This is a genomic window from Paracoccus sp. 08 (assembly GCF_024105395.1).
GTDB classification, from domain to species: Bacteria; Pseudomonadota; Alphaproteobacteria; order Rhodobacterales; family Rhodobacteraceae; genus Paracoccus; species Paracoccus marcusii.
Genome location: NZ_WEKR01000021.1, coordinates 32,426 through 53,585, shown reverse-complemented (window position 1 = coordinate 53,585; position 21,160 = coordinate 32,426). Strand labels below are relative to the sequence as shown.

The window sequence follows — 21,160 nt, the reverse complement described above, 5'->3', positions numbered from 1 at the left end:
CAGTGTCATGTGTGGTCGGCTCACGCTGTCGTCAAGGGGCAGTGCGAAGGGCATCCAGAAGGGCCTGCATGTCGTGGGGCAGGGGACTGTCGAACCCCATCTCGACCCCGGTGACCGGATGGACGAACCCCAGATGCGCGGCGTGCAACGCCTGTCGGGAAAACGCCTGGACCGCTGCCGCCGCGGTGCCAAGCGCCTTGGCAGAGGCACGTCGCGACCCGCCATAGACCGGATCGCCGATCAGCCCCAGGCCGCAATGGGCCATGTGCACCCGGATCTGGTGGGTGCGCCCCGTTTCCAACCGGCACTCCACCAGCATGGCGGAAGGCGGCGTGCCGAACCGTTCCAGCAACCGCGCGCGGGTCACGGCGTGACGGCCCTTGTCGGCAAAGACCGCCTGACGTTGGCGGTCGGTCGGGTGGCGCGACAGGTGCGTGGCGATCCGCAGCACCAGCCCTTCCTCGAACGAGACGCCGGGCGTGCCACGCAAACGCGGATCGGCCGCGTCGATCGCCCCGTGCGCCAGCGCAAGATAGCGCCGGTTGGCGGTATGCGCCTCGAACTGGGCGGTAAGGCCGTGATGCGCGCGGTCCGACTTGGCGACGACCAGCAGGCCCGACGTGTCCTTGTCGATGCGGTGCACAATGCCGGGGCGCTTTTCACCCCCGATGCCCGACAGCGAATCGCCGCAATGCGCCAGCAGCGCATTGACCAACGTGCCGGTGGGGCTGCCCGGCGCGGGATGGACGACCATCCCGGCAGGCTTGTCGATCACGATCAGGTCATCATCCTCATGCGCGATGACCAGCGGAATGGCCTCGGCCCGCGTCTCGACAGGCTCGGGCGGGGCCAGGGCGATGCGGTATTCCTGACCCTCGGCGACGCGCGCCTTGACGTCGCGTGCGAGGCCGTCCGGACCGCTTACCGCACCATCGGCGATCAGCCGCGCCAGGCGCGACCGCGACAGGGCCGCATCCTCTGGCACCGCCATGGCAAGCGCCTTATCAAGTCGGTCGGGCGGGTTGGCCGGAATGGTCACGGAAAGGATCGACATGGCGCAGGATGATACCGATTGGAAGGTGGCGGCGAAAGCCGTCCCGGAACTGCGCTTTCTGAAGACGCTGGTGACGGGGCTGACGCTGGTCATGGGGGTGGGGATGATCGCGGTCGTGGCGCTGCTGTGGGTGCGGCTGAACCAGCCCGTGCTGCCCGAACTGCCAGATGCGATCACGCTGCCCCAGGATGCGCAAACCCGCGCGGTGACCTTTGCGACCGATCGGATCGTCGTGCTGACGACGGACGACCGGGTGCTGGTCTATGACCGCGCGGGAACGCTGGTGGGGCAGACGGTGCTTCAGCCCTGAGGCTTGTCGGCACCGGCGGACATGGCGTCCAGCCGCGCCTTCAGTTCGGCATTCTCGGTGCGGGCCTTGATCGCCATCTCGCGCACGGCCTCGAACTCCTCGCGGGTGACAAAGTCGCGGTCGGCCAGCCAGCGGTCGATCCAGCCCTTCATGGCCGTCTCGGCCTCGCTGCGGGCGCCCTGGGCCACGCCCATCGCGTTGGTCATCAGCTTGGACATGTCGTCGAAGAAACGGTTCTGAGTGGTCATCTGGCGGTGCCCTTCTGTCTTGCGTTGCGTCCTATATGGTCCGGTGCGGTCCCGGGTTCAATGTTGACAGTGCGGCTTTGGCGACTAGCGTGCGCGGCAAATCGCAGACCCGAGGCCCCATGATCCCGTTTCCCGACGTCGCCCCCGAAATCTTCACGATCACCCTGGGCGGGTTCTCGTTTTCGCTGCGCTGGTATGCGCTGGCCTATCTGGCCGGCCTGATCCTGGGTTGGCGGCTGATCGTCGCGATGATGCGCCGTCCCGCGCTGTGGGGCGGCACGCCGCCCACCGCGCCCGACCGGGTCGACGACCTGCTGACCTGGGTCATCCTGGGGGTGATCCTGGGCGGGCGTCTGGGGTTCGTGCTGTTCTACGAGCCCGCCTACTATCTGTCGAACCCCGGGCAGATCCTGCAGGTCTGGCAGGGCGGGATGAGCTTTCACGGCGGCTTTGCCGGCGTGATCGTCGCGACCTGGGCCTGGTCGCGAAGCCAGGGCGTGCCTGTCCTGCGGCTGGCCGACGCGATGGCCGTCGTGGCACCGATCGGCATCTTCTTCGGGCGCATTGCCAACTTCATCAACGCCGAACTGTGGGGCCGCCCCACCGACCTGCCGTGGGGCGTGGTCTTTCCCGGCGAGGCGGCGCAGACCTGTCCCGGCATCGTCGGACCATGCGCCCGCCACCCCAGCCAGCTGTACGAGGCGGGACTTGAGGGCCTGCTGCTGGGGCTGATCCTGCTGGTCCTGGTTCGCGCCGGAGGGCTGCGCCGTCCGGGCCTTGCGTTCGGGGTTTTCCTTGCCGGCTATGGGCTTGCGCGCATGTTCGTCGAACTGTTCCGCGTCGCCGATGCCCAGTTCATCACGCCGGACAACCCGCTTGGCCACGTCCTGGGCGGCCCTGTGATCGGCCTGACGATGGGGCAGACGCTGTCGCTGCCGATGGTCCTGATCGGACTGGCGCTGGTGGCTTATGCGCGGCGCCGCCCGCCCGTCGCCGCATGACGCCCCTGGCCGCGATCATCGCGGCGCGCATCCGCGCGACGGGGCCGATCAGCCTGGCCGAGTACATGCAGGTCTGCCTGATGGACAGTCGTCACGGCTATTACGCGACGCGCGATCCCTTCGGCACCGCGGGTGATTTCACGACCGCGCCGGAGATCCACCAGATGTTCGGCGAACTGTGCGGCCTTGCGCTGGCGCAGACCTGGCTGGACCAGGGTGCCCCGGCCCCGTTCGCCTTGGTCGAGCCGGGACCGGGTCGCGGGACGCTGATGGCCGACATGCTGCGCGCGATGCGGCAGGTGCCCGGTCTGCACCAGGCCGCCGACGTCGCCCTGATCGAGGCCTCGCCGCATCTGCGCGGCGTTCAGCGCGATCGTCTCGGACCCGTCACGCATCTCGACCGGATCGAGGATATAGGATTTAAACCACTATTCCTGATCGGAAACGAGTTCATCGATGCCCTCCCAATTCGTCAGTACCAGCGGACCGACGATGGCTGGAGGGAGCGTCTGGTCGGGCTGTCGGATGATGGTCTGCGCATGGGGCTTGGCCCCGTCGTGCCGCTGTCCCGGACGGGGTCCGTGGGCGACATCGTCGAGGAATGTCCCGAAGGCGCGGCCTTTGTCGAGGCTGCGGCCCGCCACATCGCGACCCATGGCGGCTGCGCGATCCTGATCGATTATGGCGGGTGGAACGGGTTCGGCGACACGTTTCAGGCCCTGCGCAACCATGCTCCCGAAGATCCGCTGGCGCATCCGGGGCAGGCCGACCTGACGGCGCATGTTGATTTCGCACCCTTGGCCGCCGCGGCCATCCGGGGCGGGGCGGTGGCGTCGCGTCCCGTGCGGCAGGGCGATTGGCTGCGCGCCCTGGGGGCCGAGGCACGGGCAGCCCGGCTTGCCGCTGCGGGTGACGGGAGCGCGATGGCCGCGCTTCGGCGCTTGACCCACCCCGACGAAATGGGTCACTTGTTCAAGGTAATCGCGATCTGGCCCAAGGGCGCGCCGCCCGTCCCCGGATTTGTCGCGCTGGAGGCCCATGCAGACCACGCTTGAGATCCTGACCCACCCGTTGCTTTCCGACGTAAGGCACGGATTCTTCACGCGAAAGGGCGGGGCATCCTCCGGGCTGTTCGCAGGTCTGAACTGTGGGCGGCGCTCTTCGGACCAAAGCGAGATGGTGCTGGTCAACCGCGCCCGCGTGGCGGGGGCGATGGGCCTGCCGCTGGCCACCGTCAAGCAGATCCATTCGGCGGACGTGGTCACCTTGACGGACGATCACGATGTCGATGTGGTCAAGGACATCAAGGCCGACGGGCTGGTCACCGCCCGGCGCGACGTGGCCTTGGCCGTGCTGACCGCCGATTGCCAGCCCGTGCTGCTGGCCGATGCCGCGGCCGGCGTCGTCGGCGCCTGTCACGCCGGTTGGCGCGGCGCCATCGCCGGCGTGATCGAGGCGACGGTGGCCGCCATGCGCGATCTGGGTGCGACCGACATCCGCGCGGTGATCGGCCCCACGATCAGCCAGCGCGCCTATGAGGTCAGTCTCGAATTCATGGATGAGTTTCTGGCCGACGATACTGCCAATGACCGGTTCTTTTCCGGCGGTCCGAATAGTCGGCCGATGTTCGACCTGCCCGCGTTCGGGCTGTCACGGCTGCGCGCGGCTGGCGTGCAGGCGGAATGGTCGCGGCACTGCACCTATTTCGACCCCGAACGCTTTTTCAGCTATCGCCGGTCCACGCATGAGGGCCAGGCCGATTACGGTCGGCTGATCAGCGCCATCTCGCTCTAGCCCCCGAACGCAACTGAACGCAGCGGAGGCGGCATCCGCCGCGCAGGGTTCGGGCGCAGGCCACGACGCAGGGCCATCTGGACCCCGGCGCCCAGCAACGCCGCCATCTGTCCCAGGACCAGCGCGATCAGGGCGGCGGCGGCCATGGCGGCATCGGCCAGGCGCCGCATCAGGCGCAGGCTGTCGGATTTGCCCAGCACTGTCAGCACACGGGTCGTGTCCGGCCCCGCGGCTTCTGACAGACGCGCAAGGCGGCGCAGGTCGTCCGGATCGTCGGCCAGCCGCAGGATCGGCAGCAGTTCGGGAACCGAGGCCTGTCGCCCGATCGTCCGCAGATCACCGGCGATGCCGGACAGGGCCCGGGCGGGCGCGGGGCTGCGCGCCGCGGCGGACAGGGCGCGCGTCATGCCGGGTGACAACGCATCGGCGCGACGCGCGACGCGCAGCGTGGTGGCCGCGCCCTTAATCGACAGACTGCTGCCCGCCGTGACCAAGGTGCCGGCGGTCGCGGCAAGGCCCAGGGTCGCCAGCGCAGCCTCGATGCCGTCGGGGTCGCCTCCGGTAGCCCAGGTGCCGCCCTGCCGGATCAGCGCCGCGGCATCGCCTGCAGGAGACAGCTCGAACGGCAGGGTGCAGGCGGCGATCAGGGACAGGCTGGGACAGGCGGTCACGTCGCGCATGCAGGTGCCGCAATCGGACAGCGTGTCCAGCATGCCGACCGCCAGCGCGGCGTCGGCGCGTGCGCGCAGGTCCGGTGGCAGCGGCATGCCCTGATCGCGGGCCAGATCCATCAGTATCTGCACCTGCTGGCGGTCGCCTGCATCCAGCGCGGCGGTCAGGCGGGGGATCAGCCAGTCCGGGGTCGCGCGGTCGGCCACGGCGCGCATCAGGGCCGCACGGGCCTGATCCAGGCCGCGATCGACAAGCGGTGCGGCAAAGGGGTTCTGCGACAGCATCCAGCCCGTCACCGCGACCGTCGCCAGCGACCAGATCAGCAGCGTCAGGCGGGCCAGCCTGCGCAAGGATCAGCCTGCTTCGCGGACGCGTTCCTCGACGATCTCGAAGGGGACGGCGGGTTCGTCCTTGGCACCCCGGATCACCAGCGACGTCTTGACCGATGCCACGTTCGGCGCGGCGGTCAAGCTGTTGGTCAGGAAGCGTTGGAAGGTCGACAGGTCCGGAGAGATGCATTTCAGGATGAAATCGATCTCTCCGTTCAGCATGTGGCATTCGCGGACCAGCGGCCATTCCTGAACCAATGCCTCGAAGGCCGACAGGTCGCGTTCGGATTGTGACGCAAGGCGCACCATGGCAAAGACCTGCACCTCGAATCCCAGTTCGCGGGCGTCGATGTCGGCATGGTATCCGCGGATATAGCCCAGCTCCTCCAGCGTGCGGACGCGGCGCAGGCAGGGCGGCGCCGAGATGCCCACCCGGCGGGCCAGTTCGACATTGGTCATGCGCCCGTCGGCCTGAAGTTCGGCCAGGATCTTGCGGTCGATGTCGTCCAGTTTGGCGCCGGCCATGGTTGTCTTTCTTCTGTCAGGTCTTGGCGTTGCCGGAAACTACAATGCCGCCCCGTCCGGCGCAACAATCTTATCGACGTCGGTCCGTGGCGGGGATGCGTTGCAGTCCGGCGCATGAGGGACTACCTCATGCACAAACCGCGAAAGGGGCGCAAGATGACCGAACGCAGCCATGTGAAACTTTTGATCGTGGGATCGGGCCCGGCGGGATACACCGCCGCCGTCTACGCCTCCCGCGCCATGCTGGAGCCGATGCTGATCCAAGGGATGCAGCCGGGCGGGCAGCTGACCATCACCACCGAAGTCGAGAACTGGCCCGGCGACACCGAGATCCAGGGCCCCGACCTGATGGTCAAGATGGAGACCCATGCCCGTGCGATGGGTGCCGAGATCGTGACCGATCTTGTGACCGCGCTGGACCTGCAGAAGCGTCCCTTCACGGCGACGTGCGACAGCGGTCGGGTGGTCACCGCAGACGCGGTGATCCTTGCCACGGGGGCGCAGGCGCGCTGGCTTGGCCTGCCGTCCGAGGAGAAGTTCAAGGGTTTCGGCGTCAGTGCCTGCGCCACTTGTGACGGGTTCTTCTATCGCAATCGCGAGGTCGTGGTGATCGGCGGCGGGAACACCGCGGTCGAGGAGGCGCTGTTCTTGACCAAGTTTGCCAGCAAGGTGACGCTGGTGCACCGCCGCGACAGCCTGCGGGCCGAGAAGATCCTGCAGAACCGCCTGTTCGCCCATCCTAAGGTCGAGGTGATCTGGAACAGCGAACTGGCAGAGGTCACCGGGACCGAAACCCCGGTCGGCGTCAGCGGTGCCACGCTGCGTAACTTGGTTGATGGAACGACGCAGACGATCAAGGCTGACGGCGTGTTCGTGGCAATCGGTCATGCGCCGGCCAGCGAACTGGTCAAGGATCAGCTGGAGCTGCACAACGGCGGTTACGTCAAGGTCGAGGCGGGCAGCACGCGCACCTCGATCCCGGGCGTGTTCGCGGCGGGCGACCTGACCGATCACATCTATCGTCAGGCTGTGACCAGCGCGGGCATGGGATGCATGGCCGCGCTGGATGCCGCCCATTTCCTCGAGGCTAAGGGCGAGGTCGAGCTGGAGCCTGAGCAGCCGGTCGCCGTCATCTACTGACGGCTCAGCCGCGCTCGCGCGAGCGTTCGCGGGCCGGCAGCTCGCCCGCGTGATCCAAGGCACCCGACGGTGCGGCCTCACGCTGCGTCTCTGCCAGGCCGGCCTTGCCGGGATCGGCATCGGGGTCGTTTGGGTGCAGCGGTCCACCGGTCTCCATCATCGCGTTGGTGGCGTCGTCCTTCAGTGCGGCAGCTTTCTCAGCCAGATCCTTCTGGCTGGGATCGGCATCGCCTTCGCGCCGTTCGCGTTCGGCCGTCGCCCGGTCCAGAGCGGCGGTCAGGAACTCGGCCTTGCTGCGCGTGCCCGCGTTGCCGGCCGCAGGGTTTGTGCCCTTGGGCCCGGCCTTTCCGCGCGCCTCGCGCCCTTGGCGGGCCGCAATGTCGCGCGCGCGGTTGCGACGGACACGCAGCAGCCCCACCAGATCGGACAATTCCTTGTCGGACAAACGGCCCAAGGCCGGTTGTCGGGTCTGGTTCGCCAGCTCCAGTTCATCCTGGGACAAGGCGCGCTGCTCTTCCTGGCTTGCGGTGGTCTGGTCGGTCATCATGCGCTCCTGTCGTTGCGGTTCGCGGACCCAACGTGACGCGTGTGGTCGGGTTCCTCGCGGCACGCCCAAAGCGAAAAGCGTTTTCCCAGACTTGAATATCGCTTTCATGGGGGCTATGCGTCGCCTCGAGTCGCGCGATCCCCGCAGGGTCGCGTATTGATCCGTTTCTGCGCAACCCACGAGTCGTGACCATGACCCTGCCCAAGCATGCCCCCATTCCCGAACTCTATGTCTCCGAGGCGTCGGCCGCCGCGCTGAAAGACGATGCCGGGCGGATGCCCAGCTGGGACCTGACGCCGCGCCAGATCTGCGATCTTGAGCTGCTGATGAACGGCGGCTTCAACCCGCTGAAGGGCTTTCTGACCCAAGCCGACTATGACGGCGTCGTCAGCGATATGCGCCTGACCTCGGGCGCGCTGTGGCCGATGCCCATCACGCTGGACGTGTCCGAAACGTTCGCCGAAGGGCTGGAGCCGGGCACCGACATCGCGCTGCGCGACCAGGAGGGCGTGATCCTGGCGATCATGTCGCTGACCGACAAATGGGTGCCGAACAAGGCGCTGGAGGCCGAGAAGGTGTTCGGCGCCGACGACCTGGCGCATCCGGCGGTGAACTATCTGCACAACGTCGCGGGCCCGATCTATCTGGGCGGCCCGGTCAAGGGCCTGCAGGCGCCGACGCATTACGATTTCCGCGCCCGCCGCAACACGCCCAACGAACTGCGCACCATGTTCAAGAAGCTGGGCTGGAGCCGCGTCGTCGCGTTCCAGACCCGCAACCCGCTGCACCGCGCGCACCAGGAGCTGACCTTCCGCGCCGCCCGCGAGGCTCAGGCGAACCTGCTGATCCATCCGGTGGTCGGCATGACCAAGCCGGGCGACGTCGACCACTTCACCCGCGTCCGCTGCTACGAGGCGGTGCTGGACAAGTATCCGGCGGCCACCACCAACCTGTCGCTGCTGAATCTGGCGATGCGCATGGCCGGCCCGCGCGAGGCTGTGTGGCATGGCCTGATCCGGGCCAACCACGGCGTGACCCACTTCATCGTCGGCCGCGACCATGCCGGACCCGGCAAGAACAGCCAGGGCCAGGACTTCTATGGCCCCTATGACGCGCAGGAGCTGTTCAAGGCCCATCAGTCGGAAATCGGCGTCGAGATGGTCGACTTTAAGCACATGGTCTATGTGCAGGAAAAGGCGCAGTATTTCCCCGCGAACGAGATCCCGGAGGGCAGCACCGTCCTGGACATCAGCGGCACCGAACTGCGCCGCCGCCTGCGCGAGGGGCTGGACATCCCGGAATGGTTCAGCTTCCCCGAGGTCGTGCAGCAGCTGCGCCGCACCTCGCCCCCGCGCGCCAACCAGGGCTTCACCGTGTTCTTCACCGGCCTGTCGGGGTCGGGCAAGTCGACGGTTGCCAACGCGCTGATGGTCAAGCTGATGGAGATGGGCGGTCGTCCCGTGTCGCTGCTGGACGGTGACGTGGTCCGCAAGCACCTGTCGTCCGAGCTGGGGTTCAGCAAGGAGCATCGCGACATCAACATCAAGCGCATCGGCTATGTCGCGTCCGAGATCACCAAGAACGGCGGCATCGCGATCTGTGCGCCGATCGCACCCTATACCGCGACGCGCCGCGCCGTGCGCGAGATGGTCGAGGCCGGCGGCGCCTTCGTCGAGGTTCATGTCGCCACGCCCCTGGAGGAGTGCGAACGCCGCGACCGCAAGGGTCTCTACAAGCTGGCGCGGGTAGGCAAGATCAAGGAGTTCACCGGGATTTCCGATCCCTATGAAGAACCGGCCAACCCCGAACTGCGCGTCGACACGACCGACATCGACGTGGACAGCGCCGCGCATCAGGTGCTGCTGAAGCTGGAGAGCATGGGCCTGATCGGCCTGTCCTGATCCCTGCCGCAGTGATACGAACGGCCCCGGTGCGACACCGGGGCCGTTTGGCGTCCGGAACCTTGCGCGCCTGCGGATGGTTCCGCGCTGACCGTCAACGGAGTTGCCCGATGTCCCATCCCGCCAGCCCGCCCAAGGGCGTTAACCCCTGGGCCGCAACCGTGCTGTTGCTGATGGGCAATTTCATGAACCTGATCGATGTCAGCATCGTCAACGTCGCGTTGCCCTCGATCCGCACCGATCTTGGCGCCAGCGAGACGCAGATCGAATGGATCTCGGCCGCCTATGTGCTGGCATTTGCGGTGGGCCTGCTGCCCTGCGGACGCTTCGGGGACAAGCTGGGACGCAAGCGGCTGTTCCTGTCGGGCGTGGGGCTGTTCACGCTGGCATCTGTCCTGTGCGGGCTTGCGCCCGACATCAACGTCCTGATCGGCGCGCGTGCGCTGCAGGGCATCGGCGGGGCGATGATGGTGCCGCAGGTCATGGCGATCATGCACGTGATCTTTCCCCCTGAACAGAAGGCCAAGGCATTCGCGCTGGCGGGCGTGGTCATTAGCATGGGCGCGGTCACGGGACCGCTGCTGGGCGGCGTGCTGATCAGCGGAAACCTTTATGGCCTTGAATGGCGGCCCATCTTCCTGGTCAACCTGCCGGTGGGGCTGTTGGTCGTATTGGCGGGGTTCTGGCTGATCCCGCGACTGGAATCGTCGCGCGACATGGCGATCGACTGGTGGGGCGTGGGCCTGTTCGGTCTGGCCATCACGCTGGTCGTCCTGCCGATGATCGAGGGACCGCTGCTGGGCTGGCCGTGGTGGACGCTGGTCACCCTGGTCGCGGCGATCCCCGTCGGAGCGCTGTTCCTGCGACGCCAGCACGCACTGGAGGCGGAGGACCGGGAACAACTGCTGCCGATGGTGTTGCTGCGGGATCGGGGCTTTCTGTCCGGGGTGACGGTGGTGATGCTGCATTTTTCGGCCATTCCGGGAATGTTTCTGGTCCTGGCCATCTATTTCCAGACCGGCTTTGGCCTGACACCGCTGGAATCGGGCATCGCCACGGCGCCATTTCCCTTGGGCATCATGCTGGGCAGCTATGTCACGGGGCGGTTCGGGACGCGGGCGCTGGTGGGGCGGGTCGCCCTGGGCGCGGCGGTCATGCTGGCCGGGATGATCTGGTTGCGCCACGCGGCGGGCCACCCACCTGCCGATCTTGGCCCCGCTACGCTGGCCGGGCCTTTGGCGATGAACGGCCTGGGGATGGGTCTGGCGATCTCTCCGCTGTTCCAACTGGTGCTGCGTGACGTGCCGGGGCGCATTGCGGGGGCAGCGACGGGCGGGATGCAGGCGTTTCAGCAGATCGGCGCGGCCATCGGCATTGCCATTGTCAGCAGCCTGTTCTTTGTCCGCCTGCGCGTTGATCAGGACCATGCCGCGGCCATCGGCCACGCGCTGTCCTATCAGATCTGCGTCTTTGCGGCGATCCTGACGGTGCTGGCGCTGCGCCAATGGCGCGGTGACCGCCGGGCGGTGACGCCATGAGCTGGCGGTCGTCCCTGGAGGTCTGGGAGGTCGCCACCGGGCAGTCCCGCGTGATCCTGCGAACCCCGATGCTGATCGAGGCGCCGAACTGGCACCCCGACGGCTGGTTTCTTGTGAACGGAGAGGGGCGCCTGTGGCGCGCCGATGCCAACGGCCTGCAGCTGCTGCAGACCGGCTGCGCCGAACGGTGCAACAACGACCACGGCTTTCTGCCCGACGGGCGGGTGATCTTTTCCGCACATGACGGGACCGGGGCCGGGATGCATGTCTGGGACGGCGCGGCCACCCAACCGGTGGGCACGCAGCGCCCAAGCTGGTGGCACGGCGCGCATGGCGACCGGCTGGTCTATGCCTGCGCGCGGGGCGACCGCGTGGTGCGCATCGCCACCTGCGACATGGATGGCAGCGGCGAACGGGTGCTGACCCCGGACGTCGCCCATCACGACGGTCCCGATTTCAGTGCGTGTGGCACCTGGATCTGGTTCAACAGCGACGCGACCGGTCATGCGCAGATCTGGAAGATGCGCGTCGATGGATTGGACGCCGCGCCGGTCTTTCGCGACGACGCGGTGAACTGGTTCCCGCATCCGTCGCCCTGCGGGCGCCATGTCGTCTATCTGGCCTATGCGCCCGAAACGCTGGAACATCCGCGCGACCGGGACGTGTCCCTGTGGATCATGGCGCCGGACGGGACGGAACGGCGCAAGCTGTGCGATCTGTTCGGTGGGCAGGGCACGCTGAACGTGCCCTGCTGGTCGCCCGATGGGCGAGCTTTCGCGTTTATGCGCTATGCCTAATGGACGCTGACGGGCCGCAGCTCGTTCTCGCGCGCCAAGGTGAAGGCCAGGGCGCGGTCCTGGACCAAGGCCAACCGTTCGCCGTCGGTGTCGTGGACGGCGTACAGGGTCTGAACGCCGGGCAGTTGGTCCTGAACGTCGCGGGGCAGGGTCGCGGCGGCGACCTGCCGGATGTAGACGGTCTGGGCGGACGTACCGCCTCCGAAATCAAATTTGCTATCCATGATGATCCCCTTGCTTGCGGCTGATCGGAATGGTCTTGACGACCTGCTGCGGGTTCACCCGGCGCAGGTCGATATGCAGAAGCCCGTTTTCCATCGCGGCGGACGTCACCTCGACCCCGTCGGCCAGCACGAAGCTGCGCTGAAAGGCGCGAGCGGCAATGCCGCGATGCAGATAGACGCGGGCGTCGTCCGGTTCGGGTTGCCGGCCGCGGATCACCAGCTGGCGGTCCTCGGTCGTGATGGCCAGGTCGTCCTCGGCAAAGCCGGCGACGGCCAAGGTGATGCGGAAGGCATCGGGCGGCAGGTGTTCGATGTTATAGGGCGGATAGCCCTCGGCCCCCTTGGAGGCCCGTTCCACCAGGCGTTCAAGCTGGTCGAACCCCAGCAGATAGGGATGTGCCCCTAAGGAAATCTTCGTCATCTCAGCCCTTTGCGTTGCAGCGACTGCAGGTCCGGGGCCCCGTTGCGGCGGCCCCCGTCCTGCGCAAGATATGGAAAGGCCGGCATCGTTTTGCAAGATCCGCGCTGTCAGGGCCGAAGGTCGCAGGCCTCCATCGCCTGTCCGATCGCGCGCCGAGACCCCTCCAACGGCAGGCTGAGCGTCACCGGCCCGGCCAGCAGGGTGACCTGCCGCCCTCCGGTCAGCGCCGACAACAGCTGCGATCCGGGATCGGCGGCGATCGAATGGACGCCGTTCGTCATGTCGGACGGCACGGCGATCCGCTGTCCGTCGACCAGGACGACGATGGGATCGTCGGACTGTCCCATCCCGTCGATCACCAGACGTCCCGCATCGCCGGGCCGGCAGACATAGCTGAGCCTGCGTCCCTCATAGGCGATCTCGGCGGCGTGGCCGGGCCCGTCGGGCAGGCGCCCCGTGTTCCAGGTGACATCGCCATCGGACTGGCCCGCGGCGGGGCCGGCGATCATCAGCGCAAGAATGGTGGCAAGCCGCGACATAGCAACCCTCCGGGACACACCCTCACGATGGCGTGAGCCGTGTGGTTTGTCCATGCCAGCTTAACAGATGCCGCGCGACGCGCTATAAGTCGGAACCACGGCATTTCCCAAGAGCCCGCCCGATGAACATGCAGCATTCGATGAACCACGACGAGATCAGCCGCGCCCGTCTTGCGGCCCTGCGCTGCGAGCATCGCGACCTGGACGAGGCCATCGCCGCCCTTCAGGGCCAGCTGACCGCCTCCGTCGCCTTGCAGCGGCTGAAGAAGCAGAAACTGTCGCTGAAGGATCGCATCGCCCGACTGGAGGATGAGCTGACCCCCGACATCATCGCCTGATTGCGACCCGCGCGGACCCGCGCTAGGACAGGCACGCGGCGCACAATACGGGGACGATAGATGACCGAAGCGGTGGGAATCATCATGGGCAGCCAGTCCGACTGGCCGACCATGCGCGAGGCGGCACAGATCCTGGACGAACTGGGCGTGCCCTATCACACCCGCATCGTCAGTGCGCACCGGACCCCGGATCGGCTGTGGGACTATGGCAAGTCGGCGGTCGGGCGTGGTTTGCGCGTGATCATTGCGGGGGCAGGGGGCGCGGCCCATCTGCCCGGCATGATGGCGTCCAAGACCCGCGTCCCGGTGATCGGGGTGCCGATCCAGACCAAGGCGCTGTCCGGTGTCGATTCGCTGTATTCGATCGTGCAGATGCCCAAGGGCTATCCGGTCGCCACAATGGCGATCGGGGCGGCGGGTGCCGCCAATGCGGGGCTTATGGCCGCGGGCATCCTGGCGCTGAACGACCCGGCACTGGCGCAGCGGCTGGACGACTGGCGCATGGCGCTGTCGGCCTCGATCCCAGAGGAGCCCGCCGATGACTGAGGTCCGTACCATCGGGAKCCTGGGCGGCGGCCAGCTGGGCCGGATGCTGTCGGCGGCCGCAAGCCGCCTTGGCCTGCGCTGTCAGATCTTCGAACCAGGCGCCGCCCCTGCGGGTGACGTCGCCTGGCGCGTGACGACCGCCCCCTATGAGGACGAGGCCGCGCTGCGGGCCTTTGCGGACAGCGTCGATGTCATCACCTATGAATTCGAGAATGTGCCGACCAGCGCACTGGATCTGCTGGAAAGCCTGCGCCCCATCCGCCCGGGGCGGCGCGCGCTGGCCGTGTCGCAGGACCGGTTGACCGAAAAGACCTTCCTGACCGACATCGGCCTGACCGTCGCGCCCTTTGCCGACGTGCCGGATCAGGGCGCGCTGGACGACGCCATCGCGCGGATCGGTCGCCCGTCGATCCTCAAGACCCGCCGCATGGGCTATGACGGCAAGGGGCAGGTGCGCATCGGAGAGGGTCCGGCCGACTGGACCGGCGCACCGTCGGTCCTGGAGGGGTTCGTGAACTTCACTGCCGAGATCAGCGTGATCATCGCACGCGGCACCGATGGCCAGGTGGCGGCCTTCGATCCGGGCCTGAACGTCCATGAGGGCGGCATCCTGCGCACCACCACGGTGCCATGCGGCCTGCCCGGGCGGGTGACCACCGACGCGGTGCTGATCGCCGCGCGCATCGCCAACGCGCTGGATTATGTCGGCGTGCTGGGGGTCGAGCTGTTCGTGACCCCGGAGGGACTGATCGTGAACGAGATCGCGCCCCGCGTGCACAATTCCGGCCACTGGACGCAGGCCGGTTGCGCGGTTGATCAGTTCGAACAGCATATCCGCGCCGTGGCAGGACTGCCCCTGGGCGACGGCAAGCGTCATGTGGACGTGGTGATGGAGAACCTGATCGGCGACGACATGGACCGTGTGCCCGCGCTGCTGGCACAGCCGCGGACGCAGGTTCACCTCTATGGCAAGGGGCAGGCGCGGCCGGGCCGCAAGATGGGCCATGTGAACCGGATCGCCGGATGATCCGACTGGCGGTGCGTGCCGCGATCATCCATCGCGATCGCGTGCTGGTGGTGAATGCCTATCCGGGGCAGCAGTCCGACCTGTGGTGCCTGCCGGGCGGCGGGGTCGACCCGCACGCCTCGCTGCCCGATAATCTGGCGCGCGAGGTTTTGGAGGAGACGGGCCTGAGCATCGCCGTCGGGGATCCCTTTCTGGTGAACGAATTCCACGACCCCTCCCGGCGGTTTCACCAGGTCGAGGTGCATTTCCGCGCCACGCTGACAGGGCCCGACGTGTTGACGCTGACCGATCCCGAAGGCGTCGTGAACCGTGCGCGATGGGTCACCCGTGCCGAACTGACCACGCTTGGGCACAAGCCCGATATGCTGGGGGATGCGATCTGGGGAGATGGCACGGCACGATACGACCCGCTTGAGCGGATCGTCCCCCGGGCCGTCGTGGGACGCACCTACTCGGCGGCTTGCTTGACCGCGGTCTCGGATCCGACCTTCATGCGGAAGCCGCGCTCCAGCTGATCGAAGGGCGCCACCGGATAGTCGCCCGAAAAACACGCGTCGCAATAGCGGGGCGCCTGCGGGTCGCGCCCCGCGGCCTCTCCCGCCGCGCGGTACAGCCCGTCCAGCGACACGAAGGACAGGCTGTCGACGCCGATCCATTCGCGCATCTGTTCCGGCGACATGTTCGCCGCCAGCAGCTTGTCGCGGTCGGGCGTGTCCACGCCATAGAAGCAAGGCCAGGCGGTCGGGGGCGACGCGATCCGGAAATGCACCTCGGCCGCGCCCGCATCGAGGATCATGTCCTTTATCTTCCGGCTGGTGGTGCCACGGACCACGCTGTCGTCGACCAGCACGACCCGCTTGCCGCGGATCAGTGCCCGGTTCACGTTCAGCTTCAACCGGACGCCCATGTTGCGGATCTGGTCGGTGGGCTCGATGAAGGTGCGGCCCATGTACTGGTTGCGGATGATCCCCATGCCATAGGGAATGCCCGATTCTTGCGCAAAGCCGATCGCCGCGGGCGTGCCGCTGTCGGGAACCGGGCAGACCAGATCGGCCTCGACCGGTGCCTCGCGGGCCAGTTCCACGCCGATCTGGCGGCGGGTCTCATAGACCGACCGCCCGCCAATGATCGAATCGGGGCGCGAGAAATACACGTGTTCGAAGATGCAGAAGCGCCCGGTCGACGGGCCGAAGGGCCGCGACGATTCGATCTGGCCCTTGGAGATGACAACCATCTCTCCGGGCTCGATCTCGCGCAGGAATTCGGCGCCGATGATGTCCAGCGCGCAGGTCTCTGACGCCAGGACGTACCCATCCTCACCCACGCGGCCCAGCACCAGCGGACGCACGCCCAAGGCGTCGCGGACGCCGATCAGCTTGGTGCGGGTCATGGCGATGACGCTGAACGCGCCCTCGACCCGGCGCAGTGCGTCCTTCATCCGCTCGGGGATGTTGCGCTGGATCGACCGGGCCATCAGGTGGATGATGCATTCGCTGTCCGACGACGACTGGAAGATCGAGCCGCGCTCGATCAGTTCGCGGCGCAGGGCAGCGGCATTGGTGATATTGCCGTTATGCGCGATCGCGCAGCCGCCCATGTGGAATTCGCCAAAGAACGGCTGCACGTCGCGGATTGCGGTGTTTGCCTTGGTCCCGGCGGTGGAATAGCGGACATGGCCGATGGCCAGCTGTCCCGGCAGCGTCGCCATCAGGTCGGGCTTCGTGAAATTGTCACGGACATAGCCGAACCGGTGGGCGCTGTTGAAGCCGAAGTCGGGATGGTGGGCGACGATGCCGCCCGCTTCCTGTCCGCGGTGCTGCAGCGCGTGCAGCCCCAGGGCCACGAAGTTCGAGGCATCGACTACGCCGATCGCGCCAAAGATGCCGCACTCCTCGTGCAGACGGTCCGAATCGAACGGATGGGCCAGGAAAGGTTGCATCGCGCGGGCCTCGATCTGTGGGGGCTGATGTCGTCGTGCTGTCGGGGGACATGTAGTGCCGACGGCCGACAAAGTCACGCCCCCGCGGTTCCGCAGGGGCGCTTTTTCGTCATCTGCCTGTCATGGCGGATCAGTTCGCGGCGGGCGCTTCGGTCGTGACGGGGGTGCCGGTGGCGGTGCAGCCCATGACCATCTGTTCATAGCGGGTCACGATCCAGCCCGGCGCGTCGGTGGGGATCTGGTCGTCCATCTGGCCGCGCATGCGCTCGAAGACCTGGGCAGACCGCGAATTCTCGACCATCGGGACGTCCTGCGTGGTCATCACGCGGTCATAGACGATGAAGGCGATCGCGACCAGCAGGATGCCGCGCGCCACGCCGAACAGGAAACCCATCCCCTGGTCCACGCCACCCAGGGCCGAGCGTTGCACGACCGAGGAGAATAGCGGCGTGATGATCGAGAAGATCACCAGCGCCAGCGCGAAGACGACGGCAAAGCCCGCGATCGTCGCCAGCTCGCAGCTGTCGCCCATGAAGCGGTCCAGCACCGGCAGCTGCGCCACCATCGGCCGTACCGTGGGTGCAAACAGGAAGGCCAGCACGGCTGCCCCGATCCAGCCCAGGATCGCCAGCGATTCGCGCACGAAACCGCGCGACCACGCCAGGATGGCCGACAGGATGATGACAGCCGCCACCACCGCATCAATGATCGTAAATCCGTCCATAAAACCGCCCCTTGCGCCGGTTGTCGTTCAGTATCAGGCGGTTCAGCCGGCGCCGAAGACCTCGCCCACAAATGCGGTCAGATCGGTGATGCGCCGAAGGGCCATTCCCGACTGGCCCTCGACCTTGGAGGCGTCGGGCAGGATAGCCTGTGAAAAACCAAGTTTCTGCGCCTCTTTCAACCTGTTTTCGGTCTGCGACACGGGGCGCAGCGCCCCCGACAGGCTGATTTCGCCGAAAAGCACGGCCTCCGGGGGCAGGGCATTATCCTCGCGCGCCGACAGAAGCGCGCCGGCGATGGCCAAGTCTGCCGCGGGTTCCGCGACCTTCATGCCGCCCGCGACGTTCAGGAACACGTCCAGCCCCGCGAAGGGTATCCCGCAGCGTGCCTCGAGGACCGCCAGGATCGTGCTGACGCGGCCGCTGTCCAGGCCCACGACGGTCCGGCGGGGGCTGGCAAGCGTCGATGGCGCCACCAGCGCCTGAACCTCTGTCAGGACGGGGCGGGTGCCTTCGATGCCCGCAAAGACCGCGCTTCCGGCAATGGGCTGGCCGCGTTCCGACAGGAACAGCGCAGACGGGTTCGTGACCTCGGCCAGGCCGCTACCGGTCATCTCGAACACGCCGATCTCTCCGGACGGGCCAAAGCGGTTCTTGACGCTGCGCAGGATGCGGAACTGGTGTCCGCGTTCGCCCTCGAAATACAGGACACAATCGACCATGTGCTCGACCACGCGGGGGCCGGCGATCTGGCCGTCCTTGGTGACATGCCCCACCAGGATCACCGCAACACCGCGGCTTTTGGCGAATGTCACAAGCTCGTGGGCGGCGGCGCGGACCTGTGCCACGCTGCCCGGTGCGGCCTCGACGGTGTCGGACCACAGGGTCTGGATCGAATCGATCACCGCCACGTCGGGGCGTTCGGCGTCCAGCGTGGTCAGGATGTTCCTGAGATTCGTCTCGGCCCCCAGGCGCATCGGGGCCTCGGCCAGCCCGAGGCGCACGGCGCGCATCCGCACCTGTGCGCTGGCCTCCTCGCCCGAGAAATAGATCGCCTGATAGTTCGCACGCGAAAACGCGGCGGCCGCCTGCAGCAGGATCGTCGACTTGCCGATGCCCGGATCGCCGCCGACCAGCAGTGCCGAGCCGGGAACCAGGCCGCCGCCCAGCACGCGGTCCAGCTCGTCGATGCCCGACAGGAAGCGGGGCGGGGGCGGTTCGCTGGTCGAAAGGCCCGACAGGGGTACGGCCCGACCCTTGGCCGCGCCCAGTCCCCGGCCGGGGCCCTGGGACAGGGGCGCTTCCTCGATGATGGTGTTCCAGGCGCCGCAGGCGTCGCAGCGCCCGGCCCATTTCTTGTGGGCGGCGCCGCAGGCGGTGCAGGTGAAGGCTGTTGTCGCTTTTGCCATGCCCCTCATGTCGCACCGGGGGACGGGCGTCGCAAGGTGGGTATTAGCACGAATGCAAGGCATTCACGCCTTTGTCGGGTTGAATTTCGGGGTCGGCGGGGGCAGGGTCCGGGCGGAAATTCAGGGGCTTGGACCATGGCGATAGGCTTTTCGCGTTTCGAATTCATGATCGCCTGGCGGTACCTGCGGGCGCGGCGCGCCGAGGGCGGCGTCAGCGTCATGACCTGGATCAGCCTAATCGGCGTCGCCCTGGGCGTCATGGCGCTGATCGCCACGCTGGCCGTCCGCGCGGGTTTCCGGGCCGAGTTCGTGGACACGATCCTGGGCGCGAACGCGCACACGACCGTCTACATGGCGCCGCAGACCATCACCAACGAGTTCACCGACGACGTCTATGTCGTACCCGGTCGGATCGCCGACTATGAGGCCATGGCCGCGCGGCTGGCCGAGGTTCCGGGCGTCACCCGCACCGCGGCGATCATCAAGGGTCAGGTGATGGCCAGCGCCAACGACTCCTCCAATGTGGCCGAGGTGTTCGGCGTCACGCGGGCCGACCTGGAGGCGATGCCCCGGATCGTCGATCCCGCCACGTCCGAGGGTGACCTTGCGCGGTTCGACCAGGGCATCGCCATCGGCTCTGGCATCGCCCGCGAGCTGGGCGTGAGGGTGGGCGACCGCATCCGCCTGATCGCGCCGGAGGGCGCGCGCACCGCCATGGGCACGACCCCGCGGGTGAACGCTTATGAGGTGACCTATATTTTCAGCGCCGGGCGTTATGACATCGACCGCACGCGGGTCTACATGCCCCTTGCCGAGGCGCAGTCCTATTTCAACCGCGAGGGTGTCGCGGACGAGATCGAGGTCTTCGTTGACGACCCCGAACGCGTGGACGACTGGACGCTGCCCCTGATGCGCGCCGCCGGAGAGGGCGCTCAGACCTGGTCCTGGCGCGACAGTTCCGGGTCGTTCCTGTCCGCACTGGACATGGAGGACGACGTGATGTTCGTGATCCTGTCGGTGCTGGTCCTGATCGCGTCGATGAACATCACCAGTGGGCTGATCATGCTGGTCAAGAACAAGGGCCGCGACATTGGCATCCTGCGCACGATGGGCCTGACCGAAGGATCGATCCTGCGGGTCTTCTTCCTGTGCGGTGCCTTCACCGGGATCATCGGCACGATCGCGGGGGTGATCCTGGGCGTGGCCCTGGCGCTGAACGTCGACAACATCATGGCGGCCCTGAACGCGCTGACCGGGGGCGGCGCGTGGCAGCCCGAGGTGCGCGGCATCTATCGTCTGCCCGCCGACCTGCGGGCCTGGGACATCTTCCGCGCGGTGGCGCTGTCGCTGACGCTGTCCTTCGTCGTGACGATCTTTCCCGCGCGCCGCGCCGCGCGCATGAATCCGGTGGAGGCCCTGCGCTATGAGTGACGTGTTGCGGCTGGAGGGCGTGGGCAAGACATATGCCAAGGACGGTCCCGCGCCTGTGACGGTGCTGGACGGGCTGGACCTGACCGTCGCGCGCGGAGAAGTCGTGGCGCTGGTCGCCCCGTCGGGGGCGGGAAAATCGACGTTGCTGCACATCGCGGGGCTGCTGGACACGCCCGATACGGGGCGGGTGTGGTTGGCCGGCCGCGACATGACCGGCCTGCCGGACCGCACGCGGACCGAGGCGCGGCGGCAGGAGCTGGGCTTTGTCTATCAGTTCCACCACCTGCTGCCCGAATTCAGCGCGGCCGAGAACATCGTCCTGCCGCAGCTTGCCAATGGCACAGCCCCCCGTGACGCGCAGGCGCGGGCCGCCGACCTGCTGAAGCGCGTGGGCCTGGCCCATCGCGCGGATCACCGCCCCGCCCAGATGTCGGGCGGAGAGCAGCAGCGCGTGGCCTTTTGCCGGGCGCTGGCGAACCAGCCCGCGTTGCTGCTGGCGGACGAACCCACGGGCAACCTGGACCCCGAGACGTCGGACAGGGTCTTCGACGTGCTGATGGGGCTGGTGCGCGATACCGGCCTGTCGGCGCTGATCGCCACGCACAATCACGCCCTGGCGGCACGGATGGACCGCGTGGTGCGCCTAACCGCCGCCTGATCGTTGCACCGTCCCGCGCGCGGGKGCATGCTGGACCAAACGACAACCGA

At 67.4% G+C, this 21,160-nt stretch carries 25 protein-coding genes; 14 read left to right on the top strand and 11 right to left on the bottom strand.

What is annotated here, in order from left to right:
- Nucleotides 1–31 precede the first annotated feature (31 nt).
- A complete protein-coding gene (locus GBO37_RS09385; RefSeq protein ID WP_252928591.1) occupies nucleotides 32–1,054 on the bottom strand; it encodes an RluA family pseudouridine synthase in 1,023 nt (340 codons plus the stop codon).
- On the opposite strand from GBO37_RS09385, the gene GBO37_RS09380 reads away from it, so the two are divergent.
- Nucleotides 1,053–1,364 (top strand): DUF6476 family protein, encoded by a 312-nt coding sequence (locus GBO37_RS09380; protein ID WP_252928590.1) that lies wholly within the window; start codon nucleotides 1,053–1,055, stop codon nucleotides 1,362–1,364. The genes GBO37_RS09385 and GBO37_RS09380 overlap by 2 nt on opposite strands.
- On the opposite strand, the gene GBO37_RS09375 is transcribed toward GBO37_RS09380, so the two are convergent.
- Nucleotides 1,355–1,612 (bottom strand): accessory factor UbiK family protein, encoded by a 258-nt coding sequence (locus tag GBO37_RS09375; protein WP_252928589.1) that lies wholly within the window; start codon nucleotides 1,610–1,612, stop codon nucleotides 1,355–1,357. The two genes, GBO37_RS09380 and GBO37_RS09375, sit on opposite strands and share 10 nt — an antisense overlap.
- A gap of 119 nt (nucleotides 1,613–1,731) precedes the next feature.
- On the opposite strand from GBO37_RS09375, the gene lgt reads away from it, so the two are divergent.
- From lgt to pgeF, 3 genes are read left to right on the top strand one after another with little or no spacing between them, the layout of a single operon-like run.
- On the top strand, nucleotides 1,732–2,613 hold the full coding sequence (gene lgt / locus GBO37_RS09370) for a prolipoprotein diacylglyceryl transferase (RefSeq protein WP_252928588.1): 882 nt from the start codon (nucleotides 1,732–1,734) through the stop codon (nucleotides 2,611–2,613).
- Complete coding sequence (locus GBO37_RS09365) at nucleotides 2,610–3,668, top strand: class I SAM-dependent methyltransferase (RefSeq protein WP_252928587.1); 1,059 nt, start codon at nucleotides 2,610–2,612, stop codon at nucleotides 3,666–3,668. The genes lgt and GBO37_RS09365 overlap by 4 nt, the downstream gene beginning before the upstream one ends.
- A complete protein-coding gene (gene pgeF, locus GBO37_RS09360; protein ID WP_252928585.1) occupies nucleotides 3,652–4,407 on the top strand; it encodes a peptidoglycan editing factor PgeF in 756 nt (251 codons plus the stop codon). Before GBO37_RS09365 ends, pgeF begins: the two co-directional genes overlap by 17 nt.
- Here pgeF and GBO37_RS09355 read toward each other — a convergent pair.
- The gene (locus GBO37_RS09355; protein WP_252928582.1) at nucleotides 4,404–5,429 is read right to left on the bottom strand and encodes a hypothetical protein; all 1,026 of its coding nucleotides are present in this window, start codon (nucleotides 5,427–5,429) and stop codon (nucleotides 4,404–4,406) included. The genes pgeF and GBO37_RS09355 overlap by 4 nt on opposite strands.
- Nucleotides 5,430–5,432: 3 nt before the next feature.
- On the bottom strand, nucleotides 5,433–5,933 hold the full coding sequence (locus tag GBO37_RS09350; protein ID WP_045999164.1) for an Lrp/AsnC family transcriptional regulator: 501 nt from the start codon (nucleotides 5,931–5,933) through the stop codon (nucleotides 5,433–5,435).
- Between the two features lie 156 nt (nucleotides 5,934–6,089).
- Here GBO37_RS09350 and trxB point away from each other — a divergent pair, with 156 nt between their 5' ends.
- Nucleotides 6,090–7,073 (top strand): thioredoxin-disulfide reductase, encoded by a 984-nt coding sequence (gene trxB, locus GBO37_RS09345; RefSeq protein ID WP_252928580.1) that lies wholly within the window; start codon nucleotides 6,090–6,092, stop codon nucleotides 7,071–7,073.
- Between the two features lie 4 nt (nucleotides 7,074–7,077).
- On the opposite strand, the gene GBO37_RS09340 is transcribed toward trxB, so the two are convergent.
- The gene (locus GBO37_RS09340) at nucleotides 7,078–7,620 is read right to left on the bottom strand and encodes a hypothetical protein (RefSeq protein WP_252928578.1); all 543 of its coding nucleotides are present in this window, start codon (nucleotides 7,618–7,620) and stop codon (nucleotides 7,078–7,080) included.
- Nucleotides 7,621–7,811: 191 nt separating this feature from the next.
- Between GBO37_RS09340 and GBO37_RS09335 the strand changes: the two genes are divergently transcribed.
- The 3 genes from GBO37_RS09335 to GBO37_RS09325 all read left to right on the top strand — a co-directional run bounded on the left by GBO37_RS09335 (nucleotide 7,812) and on the right by GBO37_RS09325 (nucleotide 11,856).
- Nucleotides 7,812–9,521 carry a bifunctional sulfate adenylyltransferase/adenylylsulfate kinase gene (locus tag GBO37_RS09335; protein WP_252928577.1) on the top strand — a complete coding sequence of 570 codons (1,710 nt, stop codon included), beginning with the start codon at nucleotides 7,812–7,814 and terminating at the stop codon, nucleotides 9,519–9,521.
- 110 nt (nucleotides 9,522–9,631) lie between these two features.
- Nucleotides 9,632–11,059 carry an MFS transporter gene (locus tag GBO37_RS09330; protein WP_252928576.1) on the top strand — a complete coding sequence of 476 codons (1,428 nt, stop codon included), beginning with the start codon at nucleotides 9,632–9,634 and terminating at the stop codon, nucleotides 11,057–11,059.
- The gene (locus GBO37_RS09325; protein ID WP_252928575.1) at nucleotides 11,056–11,856 is read left to right on the top strand and encodes a hypothetical protein; all 801 of its coding nucleotides are present in this window, start codon (nucleotides 11,056–11,058) and stop codon (nucleotides 11,854–11,856) included. Before GBO37_RS09330 ends, GBO37_RS09325 begins: the two co-directional genes overlap by 4 nt.
- Here the strand turns inward: GBO37_RS09325 and GBO37_RS09320 are convergent.
- From GBO37_RS09320 to GBO37_RS09310, 3 genes are all read right to left on the bottom strand, one after another.
- The gene (locus GBO37_RS09320; protein WP_045999169.1) at nucleotides 11,853–12,080 is read right to left on the bottom strand and encodes a DUF1150 family protein; all 228 of its coding nucleotides are present in this window, start codon (nucleotides 12,078–12,080) and stop codon (nucleotides 11,853–11,855) included. The genes GBO37_RS09325 and GBO37_RS09320 overlap by 4 nt on opposite strands.
- Nucleotides 12,073–12,501, bottom strand: coding sequence for an Hsp20 family protein (locus tag GBO37_RS09315; protein WP_045983045.1), 429 nt, complete (start codon nucleotides 12,499–12,501; stop codon nucleotides 12,073–12,075). Before GBO37_RS09315 ends, GBO37_RS09320 begins: the two co-directional genes overlap by 8 nt.
- 107 nt (nucleotides 12,502–12,608) lie before the next feature.
- Nucleotides 12,609–13,040 carry a hypothetical protein gene (locus GBO37_RS09310; protein ID WP_252928574.1) on the bottom strand — a complete coding sequence of 144 codons (432 nt, stop codon included), beginning with the start codon at nucleotides 13,038–13,040 and terminating at the stop codon, nucleotides 12,609–12,611.
- A 122-nt stretch (nucleotides 13,041–13,162) separates the two neighbouring features.
- Between GBO37_RS09310 and GBO37_RS09305 the strand changes: the two genes are divergently transcribed.
- From GBO37_RS09305 to GBO37_RS09290, 4 genes are read left to right on the top strand one after another with little or no spacing between them, the layout of a single operon-like run.
- A complete protein-coding gene (locus tag GBO37_RS09305) occupies nucleotides 13,163–13,378 on the top strand; it encodes a YdcH family protein (protein WP_045983047.1) in 216 nt (71 codons plus the stop codon).
- 60 nt (nucleotides 13,379–13,438) lie between these two features.
- A complete protein-coding gene (purE, locus tag GBO37_RS09300; RefSeq protein WP_045983048.1) occupies nucleotides 13,439–13,924 on the top strand; it encodes a 5-(carboxyamino)imidazole ribonucleotide mutase in 486 nt (161 codons plus the stop codon).
- Nucleotides 13,917–14,951, top strand: a complete 1,035-nt coding sequence (locus tag GBO37_RS09295; RefSeq protein ID WP_252928573.1) for a 5-(carboxyamino)imidazole ribonucleotide synthase — start codon at nucleotides 13,917–13,919, stop codon at nucleotides 14,949–14,951. Before purE ends, GBO37_RS09295 begins: the two co-directional genes overlap by 8 nt.
- On the top strand, nucleotides 14,948–15,466 hold the full coding sequence (locus GBO37_RS09290) for an NUDIX domain-containing protein (RefSeq protein WP_371927533.1): 519 nt from the start codon (nucleotides 14,948–14,950) through the stop codon (nucleotides 15,464–15,466). The genes GBO37_RS09295 and GBO37_RS09290 overlap by 4 nt, the downstream gene beginning before the upstream one ends.
- Here the strand turns inward: GBO37_RS09290 and purF are convergent.
- From purF to radA, 3 genes are all read right to left on the bottom strand, one after another.
- Nucleotides 15,400–16,890, bottom strand: coding sequence for an amidophosphoribosyltransferase (gene purF / locus GBO37_RS09285; RefSeq protein WP_045980781.1), 1,491 nt, complete (start codon nucleotides 16,888–16,890; stop codon nucleotides 15,400–15,402). The two genes, GBO37_RS09290 and purF, sit on opposite strands and share 67 nt — an antisense overlap.
- Before the next feature lie 130 nt (nucleotides 16,891–17,020).
- Nucleotides 17,021–17,614 carry a CvpA family protein gene (locus tag GBO37_RS09280; protein WP_127898539.1) on the bottom strand — a complete coding sequence of 198 codons (594 nt, stop codon included), beginning with the start codon at nucleotides 17,612–17,614 and terminating at the stop codon, nucleotides 17,021–17,023.
- A 42-nt stretch (nucleotides 17,615–17,656) separates the two neighbouring features.
- Nucleotides 17,657–19,021, bottom strand: a complete 1,365-nt coding sequence (gene radA, locus GBO37_RS09275) for a DNA repair protein RadA (RefSeq protein ID WP_045999173.1) — start codon at nucleotides 19,019–19,021, stop codon at nucleotides 17,657–17,659.
- A 135-nt stretch (nucleotides 19,022–19,156) separates the two neighbouring features.
- Between radA and GBO37_RS09270 the strand changes: the two genes are divergently transcribed.
- Nucleotides 19,157–20,452 carry a lipoprotein-releasing ABC transporter permease subunit gene (locus GBO37_RS09270; protein ID WP_252928572.1) on the top strand — a complete coding sequence of 432 codons (1,296 nt, stop codon included), beginning with the start codon at nucleotides 19,157–19,159 and terminating at the stop codon, nucleotides 20,450–20,452.
- On the top strand, nucleotides 20,445–21,110 hold the full coding sequence (locus GBO37_RS09265; RefSeq protein WP_252928570.1) for an ABC transporter ATP-binding protein: 666 nt from the start codon (nucleotides 20,445–20,447) through the stop codon (nucleotides 21,108–21,110). Before GBO37_RS09270 ends, GBO37_RS09265 begins: the two co-directional genes overlap by 8 nt.
- The last annotated feature ends 50 nt before the right edge of the window (nucleotides 21,111–21,160 follow it).

Bases quoted from the DNA above. Each gene is read 5' to 3' on its own strand.
- GBO37_RS09335 (WP_252928577.1), top strand. From the start codon at position 7,812: ATGACCCTGCCCAAGCATGCCCCCATTCCCGAACTCTATGTCTCCGAG.
- GBO37_RS09330 (WP_252928576.1), top strand. From the start codon at position 9,632: ATGTCCCATCCCGCCAGCCCGCCCAAGGGCGTTAACCCCTGGGCCGCA.
- GBO37_RS09365 (WP_252928587.1), top strand. From the start codon at position 2,610: ATGACGCCCCTGGCCGCGATCATCGCGGCGCGCATCCGCGCGACGGGG.
- purE (WP_045983048.1), top strand. From the start codon at position 13,439: ATGACCGAAGCGGTGGGAATCATCATGGGCAGCCAGTCCGACTGGCCG.
- GBO37_RS09290 (WP_371927533.1), top strand. From the start codon at position 14,948: ATGATCCGACTGGCGGTGCGTGCCGCGATCATCCATCGCGATCGCGTG.
- GBO37_RS09325 (WP_252928575.1), top strand. From the start codon at position 11,056: ATGAGCTGGCGGTCGTCCCTGGAGGTCTGGGAGGTCGCCACCGGGCAG.
- lgt (WP_252928588.1), top strand. From the start codon at position 1,732: ATGATCCCGTTTCCCGACGTCGCCCCCGAAATCTTCACGATCACCCTG.
- pgeF (WP_252928585.1), top strand. From the start codon at position 3,652: ATGCAGACCACGCTTGAGATCCTGACCCACCCGTTGCTTTCCGACGTA.
- GBO37_RS09340 (WP_252928578.1), bottom strand. From the start codon at position 7,620: ATGATGACCGACCAGACCACCGCAAGCCAGGAAGAGCAGCGCGCCTTG.
- GBO37_RS09320 (WP_045999169.1), bottom strand. From the start codon at position 12,080: ATGGATAGCAAATTTGATTTCGGAGGCGGTACGTCCGCCCAGACCGTC.
- GBO37_RS09375 (WP_252928589.1), bottom strand. From the start codon at position 1,612: ATGACCACTCAGAACCGTTTCTTCGACGACATGTCCAAGCTGATGACC.
- GBO37_RS09315 (WP_045983045.1), bottom strand. From the start codon at position 12,501: ATGACGAAGATTTCCTTAGGGGCACATCCCTATCTGCTGGGGTTCGAC.
- GBO37_RS09270 (WP_252928572.1), top strand. From the start codon at position 19,157: ATGGCGATAGGCTTTTCGCGTTTCGAATTCATGATCGCCTGGCGGTAC.
- trxB (WP_252928580.1), top strand. From the start codon at position 6,090: ATGACCGAACGCAGCCATGTGAAACTTTTGATCGTGGGATCGGGCCCG.
- GBO37_RS09380 (WP_252928590.1), top strand. From the start codon at position 1,053: ATGGCGCAGGATGATACCGATTGGAAGGTGGCGGCGAAAGCCGTCCCG.
- GBO37_RS09385 (WP_252928591.1), bottom strand. From the start codon at position 1,054: ATGTCGATCCTTTCCGTGACCATTCCGGCCAACCCGCCCGACCGACTT.
- purF (WP_045980781.1), bottom strand. From the start codon at position 16,890: ATGCAACCTTTCCTGGCCCATCCGTTCGATTCGGACCGTCTGCACGAG.
- GBO37_RS09310 (WP_252928574.1), bottom strand. From the start codon at position 13,040: ATGTCGCGGCTTGCCACCATTCTTGCGCTGATGATCGCCGGCCCCGCC.
- radA (WP_045999173.1), bottom strand. From the start codon at position 19,021: ATGGCAAAAGCGACAACAGCCTTCACCTGCACCGCCTGCGGCGCCGCC.
- GBO37_RS09305 (WP_045983047.1), top strand. From the start codon at position 13,163: ATGAACATGCAGCATTCGATGAACCACGACGAGATCAGCCGCGCCCGT.
- GBO37_RS09265 (WP_252928570.1), top strand. From the start codon at position 20,445: ATGAGTGACGTGTTGCGGCTGGAGGGCGTGGGCAAGACATATGCCAAG.
- GBO37_RS09350 (WP_045999164.1), bottom strand. From the start codon at position 5,933: ATGGCCGGCGCCAAACTGGACGACATCGACCGCAAGATCCTGGCCGAA.
- GBO37_RS09280 (WP_127898539.1), bottom strand. From the start codon at position 17,614: ATGGACGGATTTACGATCATTGATGCGGTGGTGGCGGCTGTCATCATC.